13 protein-coding genes and 1 pseudogene are annotated in these 18,572 nt (G+C 62.1%); 9 read left to right on the top strand and 5 right to left on the bottom strand.

Annotated features, from left to right (window positions below):
• Positions 1-44: 44 nt before the first annotated feature.
• Entirely contained in the window at positions 45-3,059 is a 3,015-nt protein-coding gene (locus ACR0JC_RS04765) for a sarcosine oxidase subunit alpha family protein (RefSeq protein ID WP_170338470.1), read from the top strand.
• Positions 3,052-3,618: a sarcosine oxidase subunit gamma gene (locus tag ACR0JC_RS04760; protein WP_170338472.1), complete on the top strand. Its 567-nt coding sequence runs from the start codon at positions 3,052-3,054 to the stop codon at positions 3,616-3,618. Before ACR0JC_RS04765 ends, ACR0JC_RS04760 begins: the two co-directional genes overlap by 8 nt.
• 55 nt (positions 3,619-3,673) lie before the next feature.
• Here the strand turns inward: ACR0JC_RS04760 and ACR0JC_RS04755 are convergent, their stop codons facing one another.
• Both ACR0JC_RS04755 and ACR0JC_RS04750 read right to left on the bottom strand, forming a co-directional pair.
• Positions 3,674-4,060 carry a hypothetical protein gene (locus tag ACR0JC_RS04755; protein ID WP_170338474.1) on the bottom strand — a complete coding sequence of 129 codons (387 nt, stop codon included), beginning with the start codon at positions 4,058-4,060 and terminating at the stop codon, positions 3,674-3,676.
• A gap of 105 nt (positions 4,061-4,165) precedes the next feature.
• Positions 4,166-4,927 (bottom strand): FkbM family methyltransferase, encoded by a 762-nt coding sequence (locus ACR0JC_RS04750; protein WP_170338484.1) that lies wholly within the window; start codon positions 4,925-4,927, stop codon positions 4,166-4,168.
• Between the two features lie 97 nt (positions 4,928-5,024).
• Here ACR0JC_RS04750 and ACR0JC_RS04745 point away from each other — a divergent pair, with 97 nt between their 5' ends.
• The 3 genes from ACR0JC_RS04745 (at position 5,025) to ACR0JC_RS04735 (ending at position 7,187) form a co-directional block, all read left to right on the top strand.
• A complete protein-coding gene (locus tag ACR0JC_RS04745; protein ID WP_093962459.1) occupies positions 5,025-5,624 on the top strand; it encodes a superoxide dismutase in 600 nt (199 codons plus the stop codon).
• Between the two features lie 3 nt (positions 5,625-5,627).
• A complete protein-coding gene (locus ACR0JC_RS04740; protein ID WP_170338487.1) occupies positions 5,628-6,509 on the top strand; it encodes a metallophosphoesterase in 882 nt (293 codons plus the stop codon).
• 216 nt (positions 6,510-6,725) lie between these two features.
• Positions 6,726-7,187: a host attachment family protein gene (locus ACR0JC_RS04735; RefSeq protein ID WP_170338489.1), complete on the top strand. Its 462-nt coding sequence runs from the start codon at positions 6,726-6,728 to the stop codon at positions 7,185-7,187.
• Positions 7,188-7,235: 48 nt separating this feature from the next.
• Here ACR0JC_RS04735 and ACR0JC_RS04730 read toward each other — a convergent pair whose 3' ends face one another.
• Entirely contained in the window at positions 7,236-7,787 is a 552-nt protein-coding gene (locus ACR0JC_RS04730; protein WP_170338492.1) for an LOG family protein, read from the bottom strand.
• 126 nt (positions 7,788-7,913) lie between these two features.
• On the opposite strand from ACR0JC_RS04730, the gene ACR0JC_RS04725 reads away from it, so the two are divergent.
• Both ACR0JC_RS04725 and ACR0JC_RS04720 read left to right on the top strand, forming a co-directional pair.
• Positions 7,914-9,329, top strand: a complete 1,416-nt coding sequence (locus tag ACR0JC_RS04725; protein ID WP_170338494.1) for a LysM peptidoglycan-binding domain-containing protein — start codon at positions 7,914-7,916, stop codon at positions 9,327-9,329.
• 91 nt (positions 9,330-9,420) lie between these two features.
• Positions 9,421-11,211, top strand: coding sequence for an ABCB family ABC transporter ATP-binding protein/permease (locus ACR0JC_RS04720; protein WP_480763356.1), 1,791 nt, complete (start codon positions 9,421-9,423; stop codon positions 11,209-11,211).
• Positions 11,212-11,271: 60 nt separating this feature from the next.
• Here ACR0JC_RS04720 and ACR0JC_RS04715 read toward each other — a convergent pair whose 3' ends face one another.
• Complete coding sequence (locus ACR0JC_RS04715; RefSeq protein WP_170338498.1) at positions 11,272-15,048, bottom strand: efflux RND transporter permease subunit; 3,777 nt, start codon at positions 15,046-15,048, stop codon at positions 11,272-11,274.
• Positions 15,045-16,271: pseudogene (locus ACR0JC_RS04710) on the bottom strand (efflux RND transporter periplasmic adaptor subunit). The gene ACR0JC_RS04715 and the pseudogene ACR0JC_RS04710 overlap by 4 nt, the downstream one beginning before the upstream one ends.
• Positions 16,272-16,497: 226 nt before the next feature.
• Here ACR0JC_RS04710 and ACR0JC_RS04705 point away from each other — a divergent pair.
• Together ACR0JC_RS04705 and ACR0JC_RS04700 are read left to right on the top strand one after the other, a co-directional pair.
• A complete protein-coding gene (locus tag ACR0JC_RS04705; RefSeq protein WP_170338502.1) occupies positions 16,498-17,169 on the top strand; it encodes a hypothetical protein in 672 nt (223 codons plus the stop codon).
• A 46-nt stretch (positions 17,170-17,215) separates the two neighbouring features.
• Positions 17,216-18,538 (top strand): PQQ-like beta-propeller repeat protein, encoded by a 1,323-nt coding sequence (locus ACR0JC_RS04700; RefSeq protein WP_170338504.1) that lies wholly within the window; start codon positions 17,216-17,218, stop codon positions 18,536-18,538.
• The last annotated feature ends 34 nt before the right edge of the window (positions 18,539-18,572 follow it).

The raw sequence follows: 18,572 nt of genomic DNA, 5'->3' as shown, positions 1-18,572 counted from the left end.
TCCGCCGGAGGTCTTGGTGCCTCCACCTGCGAAAGGTCCGCAACATGAGCACCCGTCTCGCAAATCAAGGTCGCCTGATCGACAGATCGAAACCGGTCACGTTTTCATTCAACGGTAGCGCGATGCAGGGCTATCAGGGCGACACGCTGGCCTCGGCCCTGCTGGCCAACGATCAGATGATGGTCGGCCGGTCGTTCAAATACCACCGTCCGCGCGGCGTCGTGGCCAGCGGCGCTGAGGAGCCCAACGCGCTGGTGGGTCTGGGGCAGGGCAACCGGTTCGAGCCGAACCAGCGCGCCACTACGACCGAGCTGTTCAACGGCCTGACCGCGATCTCGCAGAACCACTGGCCCAGCCTGGAATATGACATCGGCGCGGTGAACACGGCTCTGGCGCGGTTCCTGCCGGCGGGGTTCTACTACAAGACGTTCATCCACCCCAAGCCGTTCTGGAAACATGTGTACGAGCCGTTCATCCGCCAGTCCGCCGGTCTGGGCAAGGCGCCCGATAAGGACAGCCGCGACGCGGATACCTATGAACACTTCTATGCCTTCACCGACATATTGGTGATCGGCGGCGGTGTTGCGGGCCTGCAGGCGGCCAAAGCCGCCGCGCAATCGGGCGCCAAGGTCATGCTGATCGAGCAGACCGCCTATTGGGGGGGGCGCGCGCCTGTCGACGGCGGCACCGTCAACGACGAGCCTGTGGATAAGTTCGTGGAACAATTGGTTTCCGAACTCGAAACAATGGACAACGTCACCATGCGGTCGCGCTGCATGGGGGCTGGGGTCTATGATCACGGTTACGTGCTGGGATACGAGCGTCTGAACGACCACAAACCGGGCACCCAGGGCCCGCGCCACCGCCTTTGGCGCATACGCGCCAAACAGGTCGCTACGGCGACCGGTGCGATCGAGCGCCCGCTGTCCTTTGCCGGCAATGACGTGCCGGGGGTGATGTTGGCCTCGGCCATGCGCGACTATGTGGTCAACTGGGGCGTGACCCCGGGCGAGCGCGTGATCGTCGCCACCAACAATGACGACGCCTACCGCACCGCGATCATCCTGAAACAGGCTGGCGTGGATGTGTTGCGCGTCGTCGATGCCCGTCCCTCGGCCGGGCCGCTGGCGGACGAGGCGCGCAGCCTCGGTATCCGGGTCGATCCCGGCAAGGCCATCGCCAAGGTCAAGGGCGGCAAGCGGGTCAAGAAGGTCGCGATCTGCAACCAGGAAGGCATCGGCGGCGCTCGGGAAGAGGTCGAATGCGATGCGGTCGCCATGTCGGGCGGCTGGTCTCCGGTGGTGCACATGTGGTCCCATTGCGGTGGCAAGCTGATCTGGGACGAAGCCAACGCCCATTTCCGCCCCGACCCCGACCGTCCGCCGCTGGGCGCGGATGGCGCAGGCTTTGTTGTGGCCGCAGGCTCGGCAAGCGGGCCGATGGCGCTGGGCGAGGTTCTGGCCGATGCCCACGCCGCGGGCAAGTCCGCGGCCAAGGCAGCCGGGTTCAAGCCGAAGAACACCAAGGCACCGCAGGGCGAGGCCGAGACCGAAGCGCCCATGCAGGCCGTTTGGCTGATGCCCGCCAAGGCCGACGTGCAGCTGCGCATGAAGTCGTGGCTGGACTTCCAGAACGACGTGAAGGTCTCGGATGTGCAACTGGCCGCGCGCGAGGGCTATGAAAGCGTCGAGCACACCAAGCGTTATACCACGCTGGGCATGGCGACGGATCAGGGTAAGCTGAGCAATATCAACGGCCTGGCGATCCTTGCTGATGCGCTGGAGTCGGAGATTCCCAAGGTCGGCACCACCACTTTCCGCCCGCCTTATACGCCCATCTCGATGGGAGCCATTGCGGGCGAGGCGCGCGGCGAGGTGTTCCAGCCGATCCGCCGCACGCCCATGCATGACTGGCATGACCGGAATGGTGCCGATTGGGAGCCGGTGGGCCACTGGCGCCGCCCTTACGCCTATGTCCGAGCCGGGGAACCCGTGCATGACGCGGTGAACCGCGAGGTCAAGAACACCCGTGAAAACCTCGGGCTGTTGGATGCCTCGACCCTGGGCAAGCTGATCGTCAAGGGTCCGGACGCGGGCAAGTTTCTGGACATGATGTACACCAACATGATGTCCACGCTGAAGGTCGGCAAATGCCGCTATGGCCTGATGTGCTCGGAAAACGGCTTCCTGATCGACGACGGCGTCGTCGCCCGCATCGACGAGGACACCTGGCTGTGCCACACCACCACCGGCGGTGCCGAACGCATCCATGCCCATATGGAGGAGTGGCTGCAGACCGAATGGTGGGACTGGAAGGTCTATGTCGCCAACGTGACCGAGCAATACGCCCAGGTCGCCGTGGTGGGCCCCAACGCCCGCAAGGTACTGGAGAAGCTCGGCGGCATGGATGTCAGCCGCGAGGCGCTGCCCTTCATGGAGTGGCGCGACGGCCAGATCGGCGGCTTTGATTGCCGCGCCTACCGCATCTCGTTCTCGGGCGAGCTGTCCTATGAAATCGCGGTGCCCGCCAGCCAGGGGCAGGCGTTCTGGGACGCTCTGATGGAAGCCGGGAAAGAGTTCGGCGTGATGCCTTATGGCACGGAATGTCTGCACATTCTGCGGGCCGAGAAGGGCTTCATCATGATCGGGGACGAGACCGACGGCACCGTGATCCCGCAGGATCTGGGGCTGCACTGGGCGATCTCAAAAAAGAAAGAGGATTTCCTGGGCAAGCGGGCGCAGGAACGCTCTCACATGACCGACCCGGACCGCTGGAAACTGGTGGGTCTGGAAACTGTGGATGGATCGGTTCTGCCCGACGGCGCCTATGCGGTGGGCGAGGGCGTGAATGCCAACGGCCAGCGCAACGTGATCGGGCGCGTGACCTCGACTTATTACTCGGCCAATCTGGGCCAGGGTATCGCCATGGGGCTGGTCAAGAACGGGCCGAACCGCATGGGCGACGTGATCGAGTTCCCGGGCACCGACGACAAAATCTACAAGGCAAAGATCGTGGACCCTGTGTTCTACGACAAGGACGGGGAGAAGCAGAATGTCTGAACCCATCAGCGCACTAAACCACGCCAGCTTTGACGGCATCGCCCGGATCGAGGAATGCGGCCTGCAGGGGATGATAACCCTGCGCGGCGATCTGTCCGACAAGCTGGTGACCAAGGCGGTCAAGGATGCCACCGGCCAGAAGATGCCCGGCCAGCGCGAGGCTTTCGTCGATGGCGAAAACGGCGTCTGCTGGATGTCGCCGGACGAGTTGCTGGTGCTTGTTCCCTACGCCGAGGTCGAGGCCAAACTGGCCGCCATGCAGGACGCGCTGAGCGGTGTGCATGCCTTGGCGGTCAACGTCTCGGACGCGCGGGCGGTGTTCCGGGTCTCGGGATCGACCGCGCGTGAGGTGCTGGGCAAGGTTGCGCCCGTCGATTTCTCGTCCGATGCTTTCCAGCCCGGTCAGATCCGGCGCACGCGCCTGGCGCAGGTTGCGGGGGCGTTCTGGATGGACGACGAGGAAACCTTCCGCGTGGTGTGCTTCCGATCAGTTGCGGATTACGTGTTCAAGCTGCTGAAGGTTGCGGCGCAGCCCGGCAGCGAGGTCGGATACTACTGAACCCGACCCCACCTTGGCAGACAGAAAAAGCCCCGGACATTACCGGGGCTTTTCATTATTTGACGACCTCGCATCTGCCGGTTCCGTAAGGTTTGTTCGATGCCCCGACATTCACGAAACTGCCGCTCACCTTCAGCCCACCGTCTGTTGCCGAATTCGCCTGATAGCGCATGCGAATGGCCTGACCTTCGGTACTTTTGAGTGTCACATTCCAGATCATCCGATAGCCCTTGGCCCCACGATCCCGAAGCTGCGCGTTGGTCCAGTCATGGTAGTTGCTGGCGGCTTGGGCCGTGCCGGCCTCGGGGTCGATTTGAAAGGCATATTCGGGTGCAACCCAGCCGTGGCTATCCTTTTTCGTGATCGTGCACTTGTAAGCCGTGGGGGATGCGGCAGCCGCCTGTGCCGTCAGAACCGCGGCGAGGAATAGAATAAGTCGCAAGTCAATTTTCCTGTAATTTCAATGATCAATACAGGAAAATGAACACCGAGTCGTTGGGCGTGCAAGGCCAAACTTTCGTTTGGGTAGAGTTTCCGGTACGGAACTCTATTCCGTGAACAGGACGCTGCGGTACTGGGTCAAAGCGCTCGGGCCCAGCAAGTCCTGGGCCGAGATTGGGCGCCCGGCTTCATCGTGCATGTTCGAGTAGAAAGACAACGTCGCAAGCAGGGCTTCGACCCGTTCGGCGCGGTTGTTTTGGTCCAGCAGGGGCGCGTGCAGCGACAGATACAGGGCTGGCTTCTGCTCCCGCAGCCAGTCGGCGAGCGTCGGAAGAACCGCAAACTCCGCCCCTTCGATGTCCATTTTGACCAGCGAAATGCCTGTCAGGTCCGTCGCTGTGGCGAACTGGTCCCAGGCGATGGTCAGGGCATCGGTTCCATGCGCGCCGTCATGCAGGAGCGAGCTGGTGGAGTCGCCGCGCTCGCCCCTGACTGAAGCCATGCGCGCCACACCGAACCGGTCGGACAAGGCCACGCCAAAGGCCGAGACGTTGCCGATGTCGTTCAGGTCGAGGTTCCAGACCAGATGGCGAAAGGCGGTGGGGTCGGGTTCGAAACACCAGACATGTCGGGCCTTGCGCGCGCCATAGAGAACCGTCGGGCCGATCCAGGCGCCGATGTCCAGATAGTCGCGGTCGGGCGACAGGTGCTGGTCCAGGACCGCGAAAGTCTCGGGCTCCCACGCGCCGCTTGAGGCCTTGCGCCAGAATTTCGAATGGTAGGGGTCCAGCCGGAACACCTCGCCATTCAGGTTGCCTGCACAATGACCGCGGGCACGGTAGAACATCTTGCGCGCCTGCGTCAGCATCGCGGACCTCCGGGTTTTCTGCGCTCGGGCCTTGACCTGCGGCGGTTGCCAAAGCATTTAACCTTGGGAACGCAACACAAATTTACAGGGGGCCGAGATGGCTTTTGAACTTCCTGATCTTCCTTATGCACATGACGCGCTGGCAGCCAAGGGCATGTCGGCTGAAACGCTGGAATATCACCATGATCTGCACCACAAGGCCTATGTCGACAACGGCAACAAGCTGATCGCCGGGACCGAGTGGGACGGCAAGTCGCTGGAAGAGATCATCGTCGGCACCTATGACAAGTCGGCCGTCGCACAGAACGGTATCTTCAACAACATCAGCCAGCTTTGGAACCACAACCAGTTTTGGGAAATGATGGGTCCGGGCGAGTCCAAGATGCCGGGCGAGCTGGAAAAGGCGTTGGTTGAAAGCTTCGGTTCGGTCGAGGAGTTCAAATCGCAGTTCAGCGCGGCCGGTGCCGGTCAGTTCGGTTCGGGCTGGGCGTGGCTGGTCAAGAATGCCGACGGTTCGCTGGCGGTTACCAAAACCGAAAACGGTGTGAACCCGCTGTGCTTCGGCCAGACGGCGCTTCTGGGTTGCGACGTGTGGGAGCACTCCTACTACATTGACTTCCGCAACAAGCGTCCGGCCTACCTGTCGAACTTCCTCGACAACCTGGTAAACTGGGAAAACGTTGCATCGCGGATGTAACTCTTGACCCGACGAGGGTTTATCAAGGGCCTGCTGGCGGTGACGCTGGCAGGCCTTGTTGTTTCGCTGTACGGGTTCTTTATCGAACCGGCTATGCGGCTGCGGGTTCGCAAATGGAAGCTTCAGCGCGCGGACTGGACGGCGCCTCCGCTGCGGATCGCGGTCATCGCCGACCTTCACGCGGGCGAGCCATTCGTTACCCTAAAGCGTATCAAGCAGGTCGTAAGGCGCACAAATGCGCTGGATGCCGATCTGGTCTTGCTGCTGGGGGATTTCACCGCCAGCCACAGGATGGTTTCAAAACCTGTCGCGATGGCGGACATCACCGCGGTTCTTGCCGGGCTGACCGCGCGCCACGGGGTTTTCGCGGTTCTGGGAAACCATGACTGGTGGGATGATACCGCCGCTCAACGCCGGGGCAGTGGGCCCAACTTATATGCCGATACACTGGCCGCGAGTGGCATCCCGGTCCTGTCCAATTCTGCGCAGAAACTGGATGGTCCGGGGATCTGGCTGGCGGGCCTCGAAGACCAACTGGCCATCGTGGAGGGCAATGGGCGATACCGCGGCCTGGACGATCTGTCCGGCACGTTGCGGCAGATTACCGATGACGCGCCCGTCATCCTGATGGCGCATGAACCGGACATATTTCCCCAAGTGCCAGATCGCGTTGCCTTGACGCTGTCCGGTCACACGCATGGTGGGCAAATCAGACTGTTTGGGTGGTCGCCCGTGGTGCCTTCGCGGTTTGGCAATCGCTATGCCTACGGCCCGGTGCGCGAAGGTGGGAAGGATCTGGTAGTTTCCGGCGGCATCGGGTGCTCGATCCTTCCGGTCCGGTTTGGTGTTACACCCGAGATTACGCTTGTCGAGATTTCGGCCTGATCTGTGCCTCGGGTGGAAACTTGCCGATACGTCAACTTTTGCACGCATGCGCCGTTGCAAGACGCCAAAGAGTGATTAGCTGTTAGTTGCGGGAGGAGAGAACCGCCAAAACCAAAACAATGAGGGAATAGCTGCCAAATTGTGCCGTCGGTGCAAGATGTTGGCTGTTCTTATTCGGGCGGGGGACGGCCACGAAAACCACAACGGGAGATCGCAATGGTCGCACTTGCACAGGGTACTTGGGTCATCATCGCCGACGGGGAAAAAGCACTGTTCACTGAAAACGTGACGGATGCCGAGAACCCCAATCTGGTGGTCGTATCGGTTGAGGAACATGATCATCTCGCCGCGCGGAGCAAGCCTTCGGATCGGGCGGGACGGCGAAATGATACCGGGCCGAACCAGAAATCTGCGGTGGAGGAAGACACCTGGCGCACTCACGCCAAATCCCTGTTCGTCCAGGATGTGGCCAACCTGCTCAACAAAAAAGGGCTGAAGGGCGCGTACAAGCGGCTTGTTCTGGTTGCCAGCCCACAGGTCCTGGGCCTGCTGCGCCGGCGCCTTCACAGCGAAGTTCTGGCCAAAGTCGTAGCCGAAGTCGACAAGACCCTGACCAATCATCCACTGCACAAGGTCGAAAAGGTGCTGCAACGCCAACTGCGCACCTCGACCGCCTGATCTAGCTAGTTCGGGACTCACGGGCGGGGAAGCCGCCCGTGACGCCTATTATTTCAATAACTTGCGCAATTCGTCCATCGCGGACTCGGCGTCGTCGACCCAGGTAATGAAACGGGCCAAGGAGGCATCCGCAAAACCTGCGTCGATCACCTGATCCAAAAGCGTGTGAAGCGCGTCCCAGTATCCGTCCACATTCATCACCAGAATGGGTTTGTCATGCAGGCCCAACTGGCGCCAGGTCAGTGCCTCGAACAACTCGTCCAACGACCCGGGTCCGCCGGGCAGCACGACCACGGCATCCGCATTCATGATCATGACTTTCTTGCGCTCGTGCATCGTTTCGGTGACCACGAAACGCGTCAGATCTGTTTTTCCCACTTCCCGCCGGAGCAGATGAACCGGTATCACGCCGAAGGTTTCGCCTCCGGCCGCTTGCGTGGCCCGGGCGACTTCGCCCATCAGGCCCACGTCACCCGCACCGTAGACCAGCCGCCAGCCTTCGGCGGCCAGCAGCCGTCCAAAGGTGCCTGCGGCCTTTGTGTAGGCCGAATTCGCGCCATTGCGTGACCCGCAATACACACAGATCGATTTCTGGGACATCAAACAGCGACTCCGGGGTTGTGTCAGAGGTTTTGACCCGTGATAGCGGGATTGGTAAATTGGCTCAACCGTTCGGCGGAAAGCTTTTGAGTCAAGGCATTTGCGCTGCGGAGTGAAGGAAAAAACATGGACGCCAAATCGGGAAGCGGTAGGTCGGGTGCATTCGTCTGGGGTATCCTTGCGGGTATCTTGGCTGTGATTGGCGCCGGGGGCTTGTATCTTTCGGGTGTCTTCGGTCCTGCGCCGCAGTCTGAACAATCCACTACGGAAGAGGCCGTCGCCGCAAACGCCAGCGAAGAGACGACTGAGCCAGCCGCCGCACCGGCACCAAGCCCAGATGCAGAGGACTCGCAGGTCGTTGCGGAACCTGACAACGCGGACGAGGTTCAGACCTCGACCGAGACCGAAGAAGCAACCGCGGCGGAAGCCGAGGAGAATACTGCGACCGACGAGCAGACTGCGCAGGACGCGACGGTTGAAGAACAGCCGGCAGAGGCTGCTCCCACACCCGTGGCTAACGCGGCCGCAATTGCTCCGACGCTCGACCAGATATTCGTGGAGCCCGACGGCAATGCGCTGCTGTCCGGCAAAGGCGACCCGGGCAGTCAAATTCGTATCCTGCTGGATGGCGAGCCGATCCACAGCTTCACGGTCGATGGCAGCGGCCAGTTCGCCGAGTTCGTCACCATCCCCTTCAGCGAGGCCGCGCGAGGTCTGGTTCTTGAAGCCGGTGACGGCACCCGGTCTGCGCAATCAGATGACTATCTGATTGCCGCGTTGCCCAAGCCGCCTGCGCCACCCGCTACGGACGAGCAAGTCGCCAGCACGGACACCGAAGCGCAGGACGAAACGGCGGAACAGCCGTCTGCGGCCGCAGTCGCAGAGGACACCGAGGTCGCGCAAGCGGACGAGACCGTTGCCGGCGCGCAGGACGAAGAAGCAACCTCACCCGAGGCCACGACCGAGACTCAATCCAGCGAAAGCCAGCAGGTGGCCGTTTTGCGGTCCGGTGAGGAAGGGGTTGAGCTTGTCCAGTCGCCGTCGTCCGAAGACACGTCGCCCGAGCAGGTTGCGCTTGATACGATCGGCTATTCCGACGCTGGCGATGTCCAATTGTCCGGCCGTGTGTCCGAGGGTGCTGCGGTTCGGCTCTATCTGAACAACAAGCTGGTGGCCGATATCACGCCAGGGCAGGACGGTGATTGGCGCGGGGAAATCCAAGAAGTCGATCCCGGTGTCTATACGCTGCGCGTTGACGAAGTCGACACGGACGGAACGGTGCTGAGCCGTCTGGAAACGCCGTTCAAGCGCGAGCCGGTTGAAGTTCTGCAGGCGGCCGAGGCGCAGGATGCGGTGCCGGGCGCCGACCAGAGCACGCCGATCCGGTCCGTTACCGTGCAGAAGGGCGATACCCTGTGGGCCATCTCGCGAGAGCGTTTTGGCGACGGTGTTCTGTATGTTCGCCTGTTCGATGCGAACCGCGACCTGATCCGCGACCCCGACCTGATTTATCCAGGCCAGGTCTTCACCATCCCGGAATAAAGGCTTAGGTCTTGCGGGGCCGGGTTCTCGCCCGGCCTCGAAACTTTCCGGGTCAGACATGAGAAGACTTGCGCCTATGCATTCCGCAGACATGCCACAGATGGACGAACGCAAGTCGGGTTGGCTGACCATCCGAAAAGTGGCTCCGTACCTATGGCCCGAAGATGAGCCGTGGGTCAAACGGCGGGTGGTCTTCGCGATGGCCATGCTGGTTTTAGCCAAGTTGATCGCGGTCTATACGCCGATCCTGTACAAGGGCGCGGTTGACGCGTTGGCGGGCGAGGGCGTGCCGCCGCTCGCGCTGGGCGCCGTAGGGCTGACCGTGGCCTATGGCGTGGCGCGGATGATGACGGTGGGGTTCCAGCAGTTGCGCGATGCGCTGTTCGCGCCGGTGGGGCAACGCGCGCTGCGAGCGCTGGCGCTGGAAACATTCCAGCACATCCACCAGCTGTCGATGCGCTACCATGTGACCCGCCGGACGGGCGGCCTCAGCCGGATCATCGAGCGCGGGGTCAAGGGCGTGGAGTTCCTGCTGCGCTTTCTGCTGTTTTCGATCGGCCCGCTGATCCTTGAACTGCTGCTGGTGGCGGTGGTTTTGATGTGGCTGTTCGACGTCTGGTATCTGGTCGTGGTGGCCGTCACAATCGCGCTGTACATCTGGTTCACCTTCACGGTCACCGAATGGCGCGTGAAGCTGCGGCGCGAGATGAATGATCAGGACACCGAGGCCAACCAGCGCGCCATCGACAGCCTGCTGAATTTCGAAACCGTCAAGTATTTCAACGCCGAGCGGCGCGAAGCTGAACGATATGACGTGTCGATGAAGGCCTATGCGCAGGCCGCGTTGAAAACGGCATATTCGCTGGCCTTCCTGAACTTCGGTCAGTCCTTCCTGATCACCTGTGGCCTGATCGGAGTGATGGTTCTGGCCGCGATCGGCGTTCAGAACGGGCAGTTGACGGTGGGCGATTTCGTGATGGTCAACGCCTACATGATCCAGATCACCGTGCCGCTGAACTTCCTGGGCACCGTCTATCGCGAGATCCGGCAAGCTCTGGTTGATATGGGGCAGATGTTCCAGCTGCTGGAGCAGCCGGCCGAAGTGGTGGACAAGCCCGACGCCAAACCGCTGCAGATCACCGAAGGCCGGGTCGAACTGGACGATGTGCATTTCGGCTATGACCCGGACCGCGAGATCCTGCGCGGTGTCTCTCTGGTGGTGCCAGGGGGGCAGACCGTGGCCATCGTGGGCGCGACCGGCTCGGGCAAATCCACCATTGGGCGGTTGCTGTTCCGGTTCTACGACGTGACCCAAGGCGCGTTGCGGATCGACGGGCAGGATGTGCGCGACGTGACGCAGGAAAGCCTACACGCCGCCATCGGTGTGGTGCCGCAGGATACGGTGCTGTTCAACGATACGATCCGGTACAACATCGCCTATGGCCGCGAGGGGGCCTCGCAGGCCGAGATCGAAGCCGCCGCAAAGGCCGCCCAGATCCACGACTTCATCACCTCTCTGCCCGAGGGGTACGAAACCAAGGTGGGTGAGCGTGGCCTGAAGCTGTCGGGCGGCGAGAAGCAGCGCGTGGGCATTGCGCGGACGCTTTTGAAGAACCCGCCGATCCTGCTGTTGGACGAGGCCACCAGCGCGCTGGATACCGACACCGAGCAGGACATCAAGGATGCCCTGGCCCGCGCCGGCGAGGGGCGCACGGTGATTACCATCGCCCACCGCCTGAGCACGATTGCCGAGGCTGACCAGATCGTCGTTCTCGAAAAGGGCGAGATCATCGAGCGGGGCACCCACGACGAGTTGTTGCGCCGTGAAGGGCGTTATGCCCAGCTGTGGAACCGCCAGCAATCGGATACGCAGGCGGCCTGAAACCTCCGCGGCTAAGATCTCAAACGAAAACGGGCCGGCAGTACCGGCCCGTTTCTTGTGTTACTCCGCCGCTTTCAGCGGATGCCCCGGTGTGTCGCCCGGGCTTTCCTCGGCATCGGCAACCTCATCTTCGGTCCAGACGATTTCCGTCGCCTGCATCCGGCGGGCCGAGTCTCCGATCGCCATGTCCTGCGCGATCTGGCTGGAATGGCCGGCGGTCACGCGGGCCAACAGCTTGCCCAGCCACACGGCATAGGTGGTCACCCAAACCCGCAAGGCCAGGAACGAGGGCGTCACGATCAGCGTCAGAACCGTGGCGATGCCAAGCCCGAACACCACTGCAGTCGCCAGCTGTTTCCACCACAGCGCGGTGGGGCTGTCGATGGAATAGCCGCCGTTGATGAAGTCCAGCGACAGGCCGAACATCATCGGTGTCAGGCCCGCCATCGTGGTCAGGGTGGTCAGCAGAACCGGACGAATCCGCGCCTCGGCCGTGCGCACGATGGCGTCGATCCGGGGCATGTAGCGGCTGTATTCCTGATAGGTGTCGATCAGAACGATGTTGTTGTTCACCACGATCCCCGCCAGTGCCACGATGCCCGTCCCGGTCATGATGATCGAGAAGGGCTGTTGCATCACCATCATCCCGATCAGCACGCCGGTGGTGGACAGAACCACCGCCAGCAGCACCAGCACCGAGTTGTAGAACGAGTTGAACTGCGCCAGCAGGATCACGAACATCAGACCCAGCGCCGCCAGAAAGGCGCTGGAGAGGAAGGCCTGGCTCTCGGCTTGGTCCTCCTGGTCTCCGGTCCATTCCCAAGTGATCGTGTTAGCAAAGGGCTGAGTGTCCAGCCACTCGGTCAGTACCGCGATCCGCTCGTTCGGGTTGATCAGAGTCAGGCGGGCGTCGCCGTCATCAATAGCGGCCTGCACCTCCTGGAGGGTTTCGGCGCCGGTCAACTGAACCAGAGAATAGGCCGTACCATCGGCACCGTTGACCGTCGCACCTTCAGGTTCCGAGCCTTCGGTCACTTCGCGCACCACGGCCAGCCGCTGTTCTCCGTCCGGGGTGGCGATCACCACTTTGCTCAGGCTGGGTTCCACATCGGCCTTGACGTCGTAATAGCGCTCTTGATCCACGCGGTTGATTTCGGCCAGCTTTGCCACCGGTTTGCGGGTGATGAAGTTCGACAAGGGCACTAACCCGTCCGGTGTACGCACCTTGAGCGTATCCAACGTGGACAGGACCCGATCCTGATCGGGCAGGCGGACGCGGATCTCGATCTCTTCATCCACGCTTTCGGGGCGCATTTCGCCCAGCAGGATGCCACGGGTCACCAACTGCACCATCGCGCCCACGGTTGCCACGTCGGCCCCGAACCGGCCGGCCTTGGCCACGTCGACGTCGATCTGCCAATCGATGCCCGGCAAGGGCAGGGTGTCCTCGATCTTGATCAGGCCCGGGGTGTTTTCGAACACTTCGCGCGCGGTCAGCGTGGCGCCGGTCAGGTCGTCCCAGTTGTCGCCCTTGATCCGCAGGTGCACGGGCTTGGCCGAGGCCGGACCTTGTTCCAGCGGCAGGATCTCGACAACGAAACCCGGCAGCTTGGCCAGTTCGGCGTTCAACTGCTCGATCACGAAATCGCCGTCATATTCTGGTGCAACTGTTTGCTTCTCGAACAATCCGCCTGCGACAGGTTCTGACACGTTCGGGCGATCCTCCCACGGGATGATCTCGAACTGCACGCGGCCCACCGTGTCCGCCGGAGCCTGCGCCCCGCCGTTGTTCTGGTTCAGGCCGCCTTCACCGGCGAACGAGAACACGTTGATCACCGCCGGATGCTGGCTGATCACCTGTTCGGCCTCAAAGACCAGCGCGTCCTTTTCGGCCAGCGACAGGTTGCCCCGTGCGCGGACATAGGCGGTGGCCTGTTCCGGCTCGCTTTCGACGAAGAATTCAACACCGCGGTTGTTCTGACCGTACATGGTCATCACCGTCATCACCGCAAAGCCTACCGCCACGATCGAGACGATCGGCATGATCGGATTGCCGACCAGGAACTTGATGACATAGCCGAAGGGCGTATGTTCCTTGGCCGTGTGGACACGTTCGTCCGGCTTGCGCTCGATCCGGGCTGCGCTCAGCGTGACCGATCCGGCGAAGGCGCCGAACAGGAACAGAACCGCGCCCAGCAAGAACCCACCGCCTGCGCCTTCCGGCAATAGATACGTGGGGTTCAGCAGCTGCATTGCGCCCAGGAAGATCATGTAGACCGACGGCGGAACCAAGACGGCACGCACCCACCACGGCGTCCGCGCGCGCAACCAATCCGAGCTGCGGTCGAACACGCGGCTCAACCGGCCCGAGACACCGCCCATCACCGGCAGGTAGATCAGCGCCACGATCAGCGAGGCCGACAGAACGAAGATCAGCGTGACCGGCAGCATCCCCATGAATTCACCCGGAATGCCCGGCCAGAACAGCATGGGCAGAAAGGCGCACAGCGTCGTAGCGGTTGACGAGACGATGGGCCAGAACATCCGCTGGGCTGCCTCGACATAGGCGTGCATCGGGCCGACGCCTTCCTTGATGCGTTTGTCGGCATACTCCACGACCACGATGGCGCCATCGACCAGCATCCCCACGGCCAGGATCAGGCCGAACATGACGATGTTCGAGATGCTGACCCCCATGATGGCCAGGAATGCGAAACACAGCAGGAACGAGGTCGGAATCGCGAAGCCCACCAGGAGTGCCGCACGTGTACCCAGCGAAGCCAGTACCACGATCATCACAAGCGCGATGGCTGTCAGGACCGAACCTTCCAGCTGGCTGACCATCGAGCCGACGATGCGGCTCTGGTCATTCGACGTGCCGACATTCACGGCAGCCTGCAGCTCGGCCGGCCACTTGGTCTCGGCCTTGGCGACGGTCTCTTTAACCTGCGCCACGGTGTCGATCAGGTTGAAACCCTTGCGTTTGACGACCTGCAGCGCCACGGTCGGTTCGCCGTTGAACCGGGCGGTCCCTTCGCGGTCTTCGAAGGTGTAGTTGATCTCGGCCAGTTCGCCCAAGGTCACGACCCGGTCGCCATTGACCTTGATCGGCAGTCCGTAGACATCCTGTGCGGTCTTGAAGGACGAAGGAATCTTGACCGAAAACGCACCCTGTTCGGTTTCGACCTCACCAGCGGCGATCAGCTGGTTGTTGTTCTGCACGACGTTGATCAGCTCGGCCGCGGTGACGTTGTACGCCTCAAGCCGCAGCGGATCGATGACCACTTCCAGCATTTCATCGCGGTTGCCGGCGATCCCGGCCTCAAGGACCGAATCCAGCGCCTCGAGCTCGTCCTGGAGATCCTTGGCGACCCGCGCCATCGTGCGTTCGGGCACGGCACCCGACAGGTTCACGATGACGATCGGGAATTCCGAGAAGTTGATCTCGGTCAGCGTGTATTGCTCGGCGCCTTCGGGGAAGTCGGCCTGCGCACTGTTCATCGCGTCGCGCACGTCAGCGGTAATGGCTGTCTTGTCCCAGCCAAAGTCGAACTCAAGCGCGATCCCGGCATAGCCCTCGGCGGCGGTGGCGGTCATCTCCTTCAGGCCGTCCAGATCCGCAAGCTCGGTTTCCATCGGCTTGATCAGCAGGTTTTCACTGTCTTCGGCCGAAATGCCCGGAAACTGAACCGACACGAACAGGGCCGGAATCTCGATGTCCGGCTCGCCTTCTTTGGGCAGGCTGACATAGGCAAACCCGCCGATGATCAGCGAGATGGCAATGAATGCCAGAACCATTCGGGCCCTGTCGGCGGCCCAGCTGACTATGCCAGTCATTGGGAAACGTCCTTGTAGGTGGGCGCTACGACCACACCGGCGGTCACGAACTCTTGTCCGACCACGATGATGTCTACGGTTTCCGCAAGACCGCCGACCTATACACCGTCGGCCGTGTCACGCAACAGGCGGATGGGTACGAAATCGACCACATTACCGGCTCCGACCGTCCGAACGCCCAGCTGACCTTCATTGTTCAGCGTCAACGCCGATTGCGGCAGCAGGTGAGCCTTGGCGCCTTCGGCCGCGATGCGGATACTTGCGGTCTGCCCGTCCCGGATCAGAAGCTCGGGGTTCGGAACGGTGATTTCCACCTCGAATGTGCGGGTGGTGTCGTCCGCCGAACGGCTGAGGAAGGTCACACGGCCCTCGACCTGCAATCCGGTCACCAATTGTGCCTGCGCCGGAGCGCCGACGGTGACACGGTTCACTTCGGTTTCGGGAACAAAGCCGACCAGCTTGATCGGATCAAGCTGGATCACGGTTGCGCACAGCGATCCGGGCTGCATCAGGCTGCCCAATTCGGCGGCATCGCTTTCCAGAAGGCCCTGAAACGGGGCCTCGATGGTGATGCGATCCAATTCCAGTTCGGCAGCCGAAACCGCCGCTTCCGCAGCCTCGATGCCCGCCTCCGTAGCCTTCAACTCGGCCTCGGCCGCCTTGATACCGGCCTTTGCGGTACTCATCTCGGCCTCAGCCGCGATCCGCCGGGTTTCGGAGCCGAAGCCAGTTTCCGACAGTTTGCGGGCTGCAATCAGGTTTATTTCGGCCTCGGCAACGCGCGCATGCGCTTCCTCCAGCCGTGCTTCGGCTTCGGGCACACGGCTTTCCGCCTCCAGCTTGGCCGCCTTGGCTTGGGCAAGCTGTGCCGGGCGTGAGCCGGGATCCAATTCGCACAGCAGATCGCCGGCCTCGACGAAGGTGCCCTTACGCTTGGGTTCCGAAATGACGGTCGACGTGGTTTCGGCCAGAACTTCGACCTGACGGATTGCTTTGGTTTCACCGCGCAGCAGAACGGCGCTGTCGATTTCGCGCGCAGTGGAGCGCAACGCAACAACCCCAACGGCCTGCACGGCGGAGGCGTCGCTTGCCTCAGCGCCAGCGTCAGACTGGCTCGCAGCATCTTCGCGACCGGCAAATGCAAACAGGGCATCGCGCTCGAAAACCACGAAATACAATGCAACGATGACCAATACGGCGTTGACGAGGGATATCAATCGCATGCCGTCATTCTCCTTAAAATATTATGTCCGCACAAATGCCGGTGGGCACGCAATGACATGGGGGCGTGCGTGCGCGAAGTCCATACTGAACTGAATAGTTTGGTTTGATTTTTTTCGCAAGAGCGCCCTGACGCTGAGCAATTGTGCATTTCGGGTACTTGGCTTGCTGATGGCGCCGGGGTATGACATGGCGCCAGAAAGCTGAATGCAACGCCCGGGGGCAGGAATGAGCGACGTCGACAGTTTCATTGATGAGGTCACCGAAGAGGTGCGCCGCGACCGGCTTTACCTGCAGCTGCGTCGATGGGGCTGGGTCGGTGTTCTGGCCGTTGTTCTGATCGTGGGCGGTGCGGCTTTCAATGAATACCGCAAGGCGCGCGACGCCAGTCAGGCCCAGAAGCTGGGCGACGATATTCTGGCCGCGATGCAGCTGAACGACGCTTCCGCACGTGCGGATGCGTTGGCGCAGGTCACGGCCAATTCGGCCGGCGAGCAGGCTGTTTTGGGCTTTCTCCTCTCGGGCGCATTGTCCGAGTCGGGATCGGCCGAAGAGGCGGTTGAACAGCTGAATGCGATTGCAGTTCAGGGTGACCTGCCGGAAATCTACCGCTCGATCGCTGCCTTCAAGGCCCTGTTGTTGCAGTCCGAAACCATGCCCGCCGCCGAGCGCCGGCAACAGTTCGAGGCGCTGGCCGCTCCGGGCGCGCCGCTGCGTCTGCTGGCAGAAGAACAACTGGCCCTGATCGACCTCACCGATGGCGACACTCAGGACGCGCTGGAACGTCTGCAGGCCATCCGTCAGGATGCAGAGGTCAGTGCCGACATCCAGCAGCGTGCAACCCAATTGATCGTCGCGCTGGGCGGAACGCCCGAACCGATCACCGCACCGCAGGGTTGATACGCGGCCCATTTCAGTGAACCAATACAGGCGAGTTCGGAGTTTCATGGCAAAAAGACTATTTTCCCGATTTGGTTTGCCGGTCGCAGCCCTGGCGCTGACGGCGCTGAGCGCCTGCGAGGAACCCGAAGTGATCCTGCCGGGCGAGCGTGAAGACATCCGCCCGGCCCAGGATCTGGAAACCGTTCAGACAACCGGTGCCAAACCGATCAGCCTGCCGGCCGCAAAGCGCAATGCCGAATGGTCACAAAGCCCGGGCACCGCGGCTTTCCGTACCACCAACGCGGCGCTCAGCCCCGCGCCGCAGCGCATCTGGTCAACCTCGATCGGGGCCGGCGACGGGCGCAAGCAAAGGATCACCGCTGATCCGGTTGTCGCAGGTGGCCTGATCTACACCCTGGACGCGGCGGCAACCGTTTCCGCGGTTTCTCCTCAGGGGCAACTGGTCTGGAGCACAAACCTGGTCCCTGCCACGGATGGCGAAGAGCAGGCGACCGGGGGCGGCATCGCCTATGCAGACAATACCTTGTACGTTTCGTCCGGTTTCGGCCGTCTGACCGCTCTGGATGCGCGCACCGGTGGTATTCGCTGGCAAAAGAAACTGAACGCGACCGGTAGCGGAGCACCGCTGGTTTCTGGCGGCCTGCTTTACCTTGTGGCGGGGGATCAGACCGGCTGGGCGGTTGATGCAAAGGACGGGCGCATTGCCTGGCAGATCGAGGGCACGCCCAGCGTCGGCAATGTCCTGGGGGCTCCGGCGCCGGTATTGGCGAACGAGTTCGCAGTCTTTGCGTTTGGGTCCGGTGATGTGGCGGCCGCTTTCCGAAAAGGCGGAATCCGTCGCTGGAACGCGTCGGTCGCCGGCGGCCGCAGGGGGCGGGCCGCAGCGCAGATCGTGGATGTGACGGGCGGCCCGATCGTATCCGGAAACTCGATCTACATCGGCAACCACTCAGGACGCACGGTCGCCTTCGACGCCAGCTCGGGCGAACGGATCTGGACCGCTTTCGAAGGCGCGGTCGATACCGTCTGGCCGGTCGGCAACAGCGTATTCCTGATCAGCGACCGCAGCCAGTTGGTGCGGTTGGACGTGTCAGACGGGTCTGTGGTCTGGGCCATCGACCTGCCGGGCTTCGTCAAGGACAAGCCCAACCGTCGCGGACCGATCTTTGCGCATTACGGCCCCATCATGGCGGGTGGACGCATCGTCATCGGCTCGAACGACGGTTATCTGCGGTTCTACAACCCCGTGGACGGCACGCTTGTGCATCAGGTCGAGGTTCCGGGCGGGGCGACAACGGCACCGGTGGTTGCGAACCAGACCCTCTACGTGGTTTCGACCAAAGGGCAACTGCACGCTTTCCGTTGACGACAAGATGCGTTAAACGGCGCGTCTGAGTCTT

This window comes from Ruegeria sp. CH5, assembly GCF_056537025.1.
Note: the sequence above shows the minus strand (reverse complement) of the source record. Positions and strands in the feature narration are given on the sequence as shown.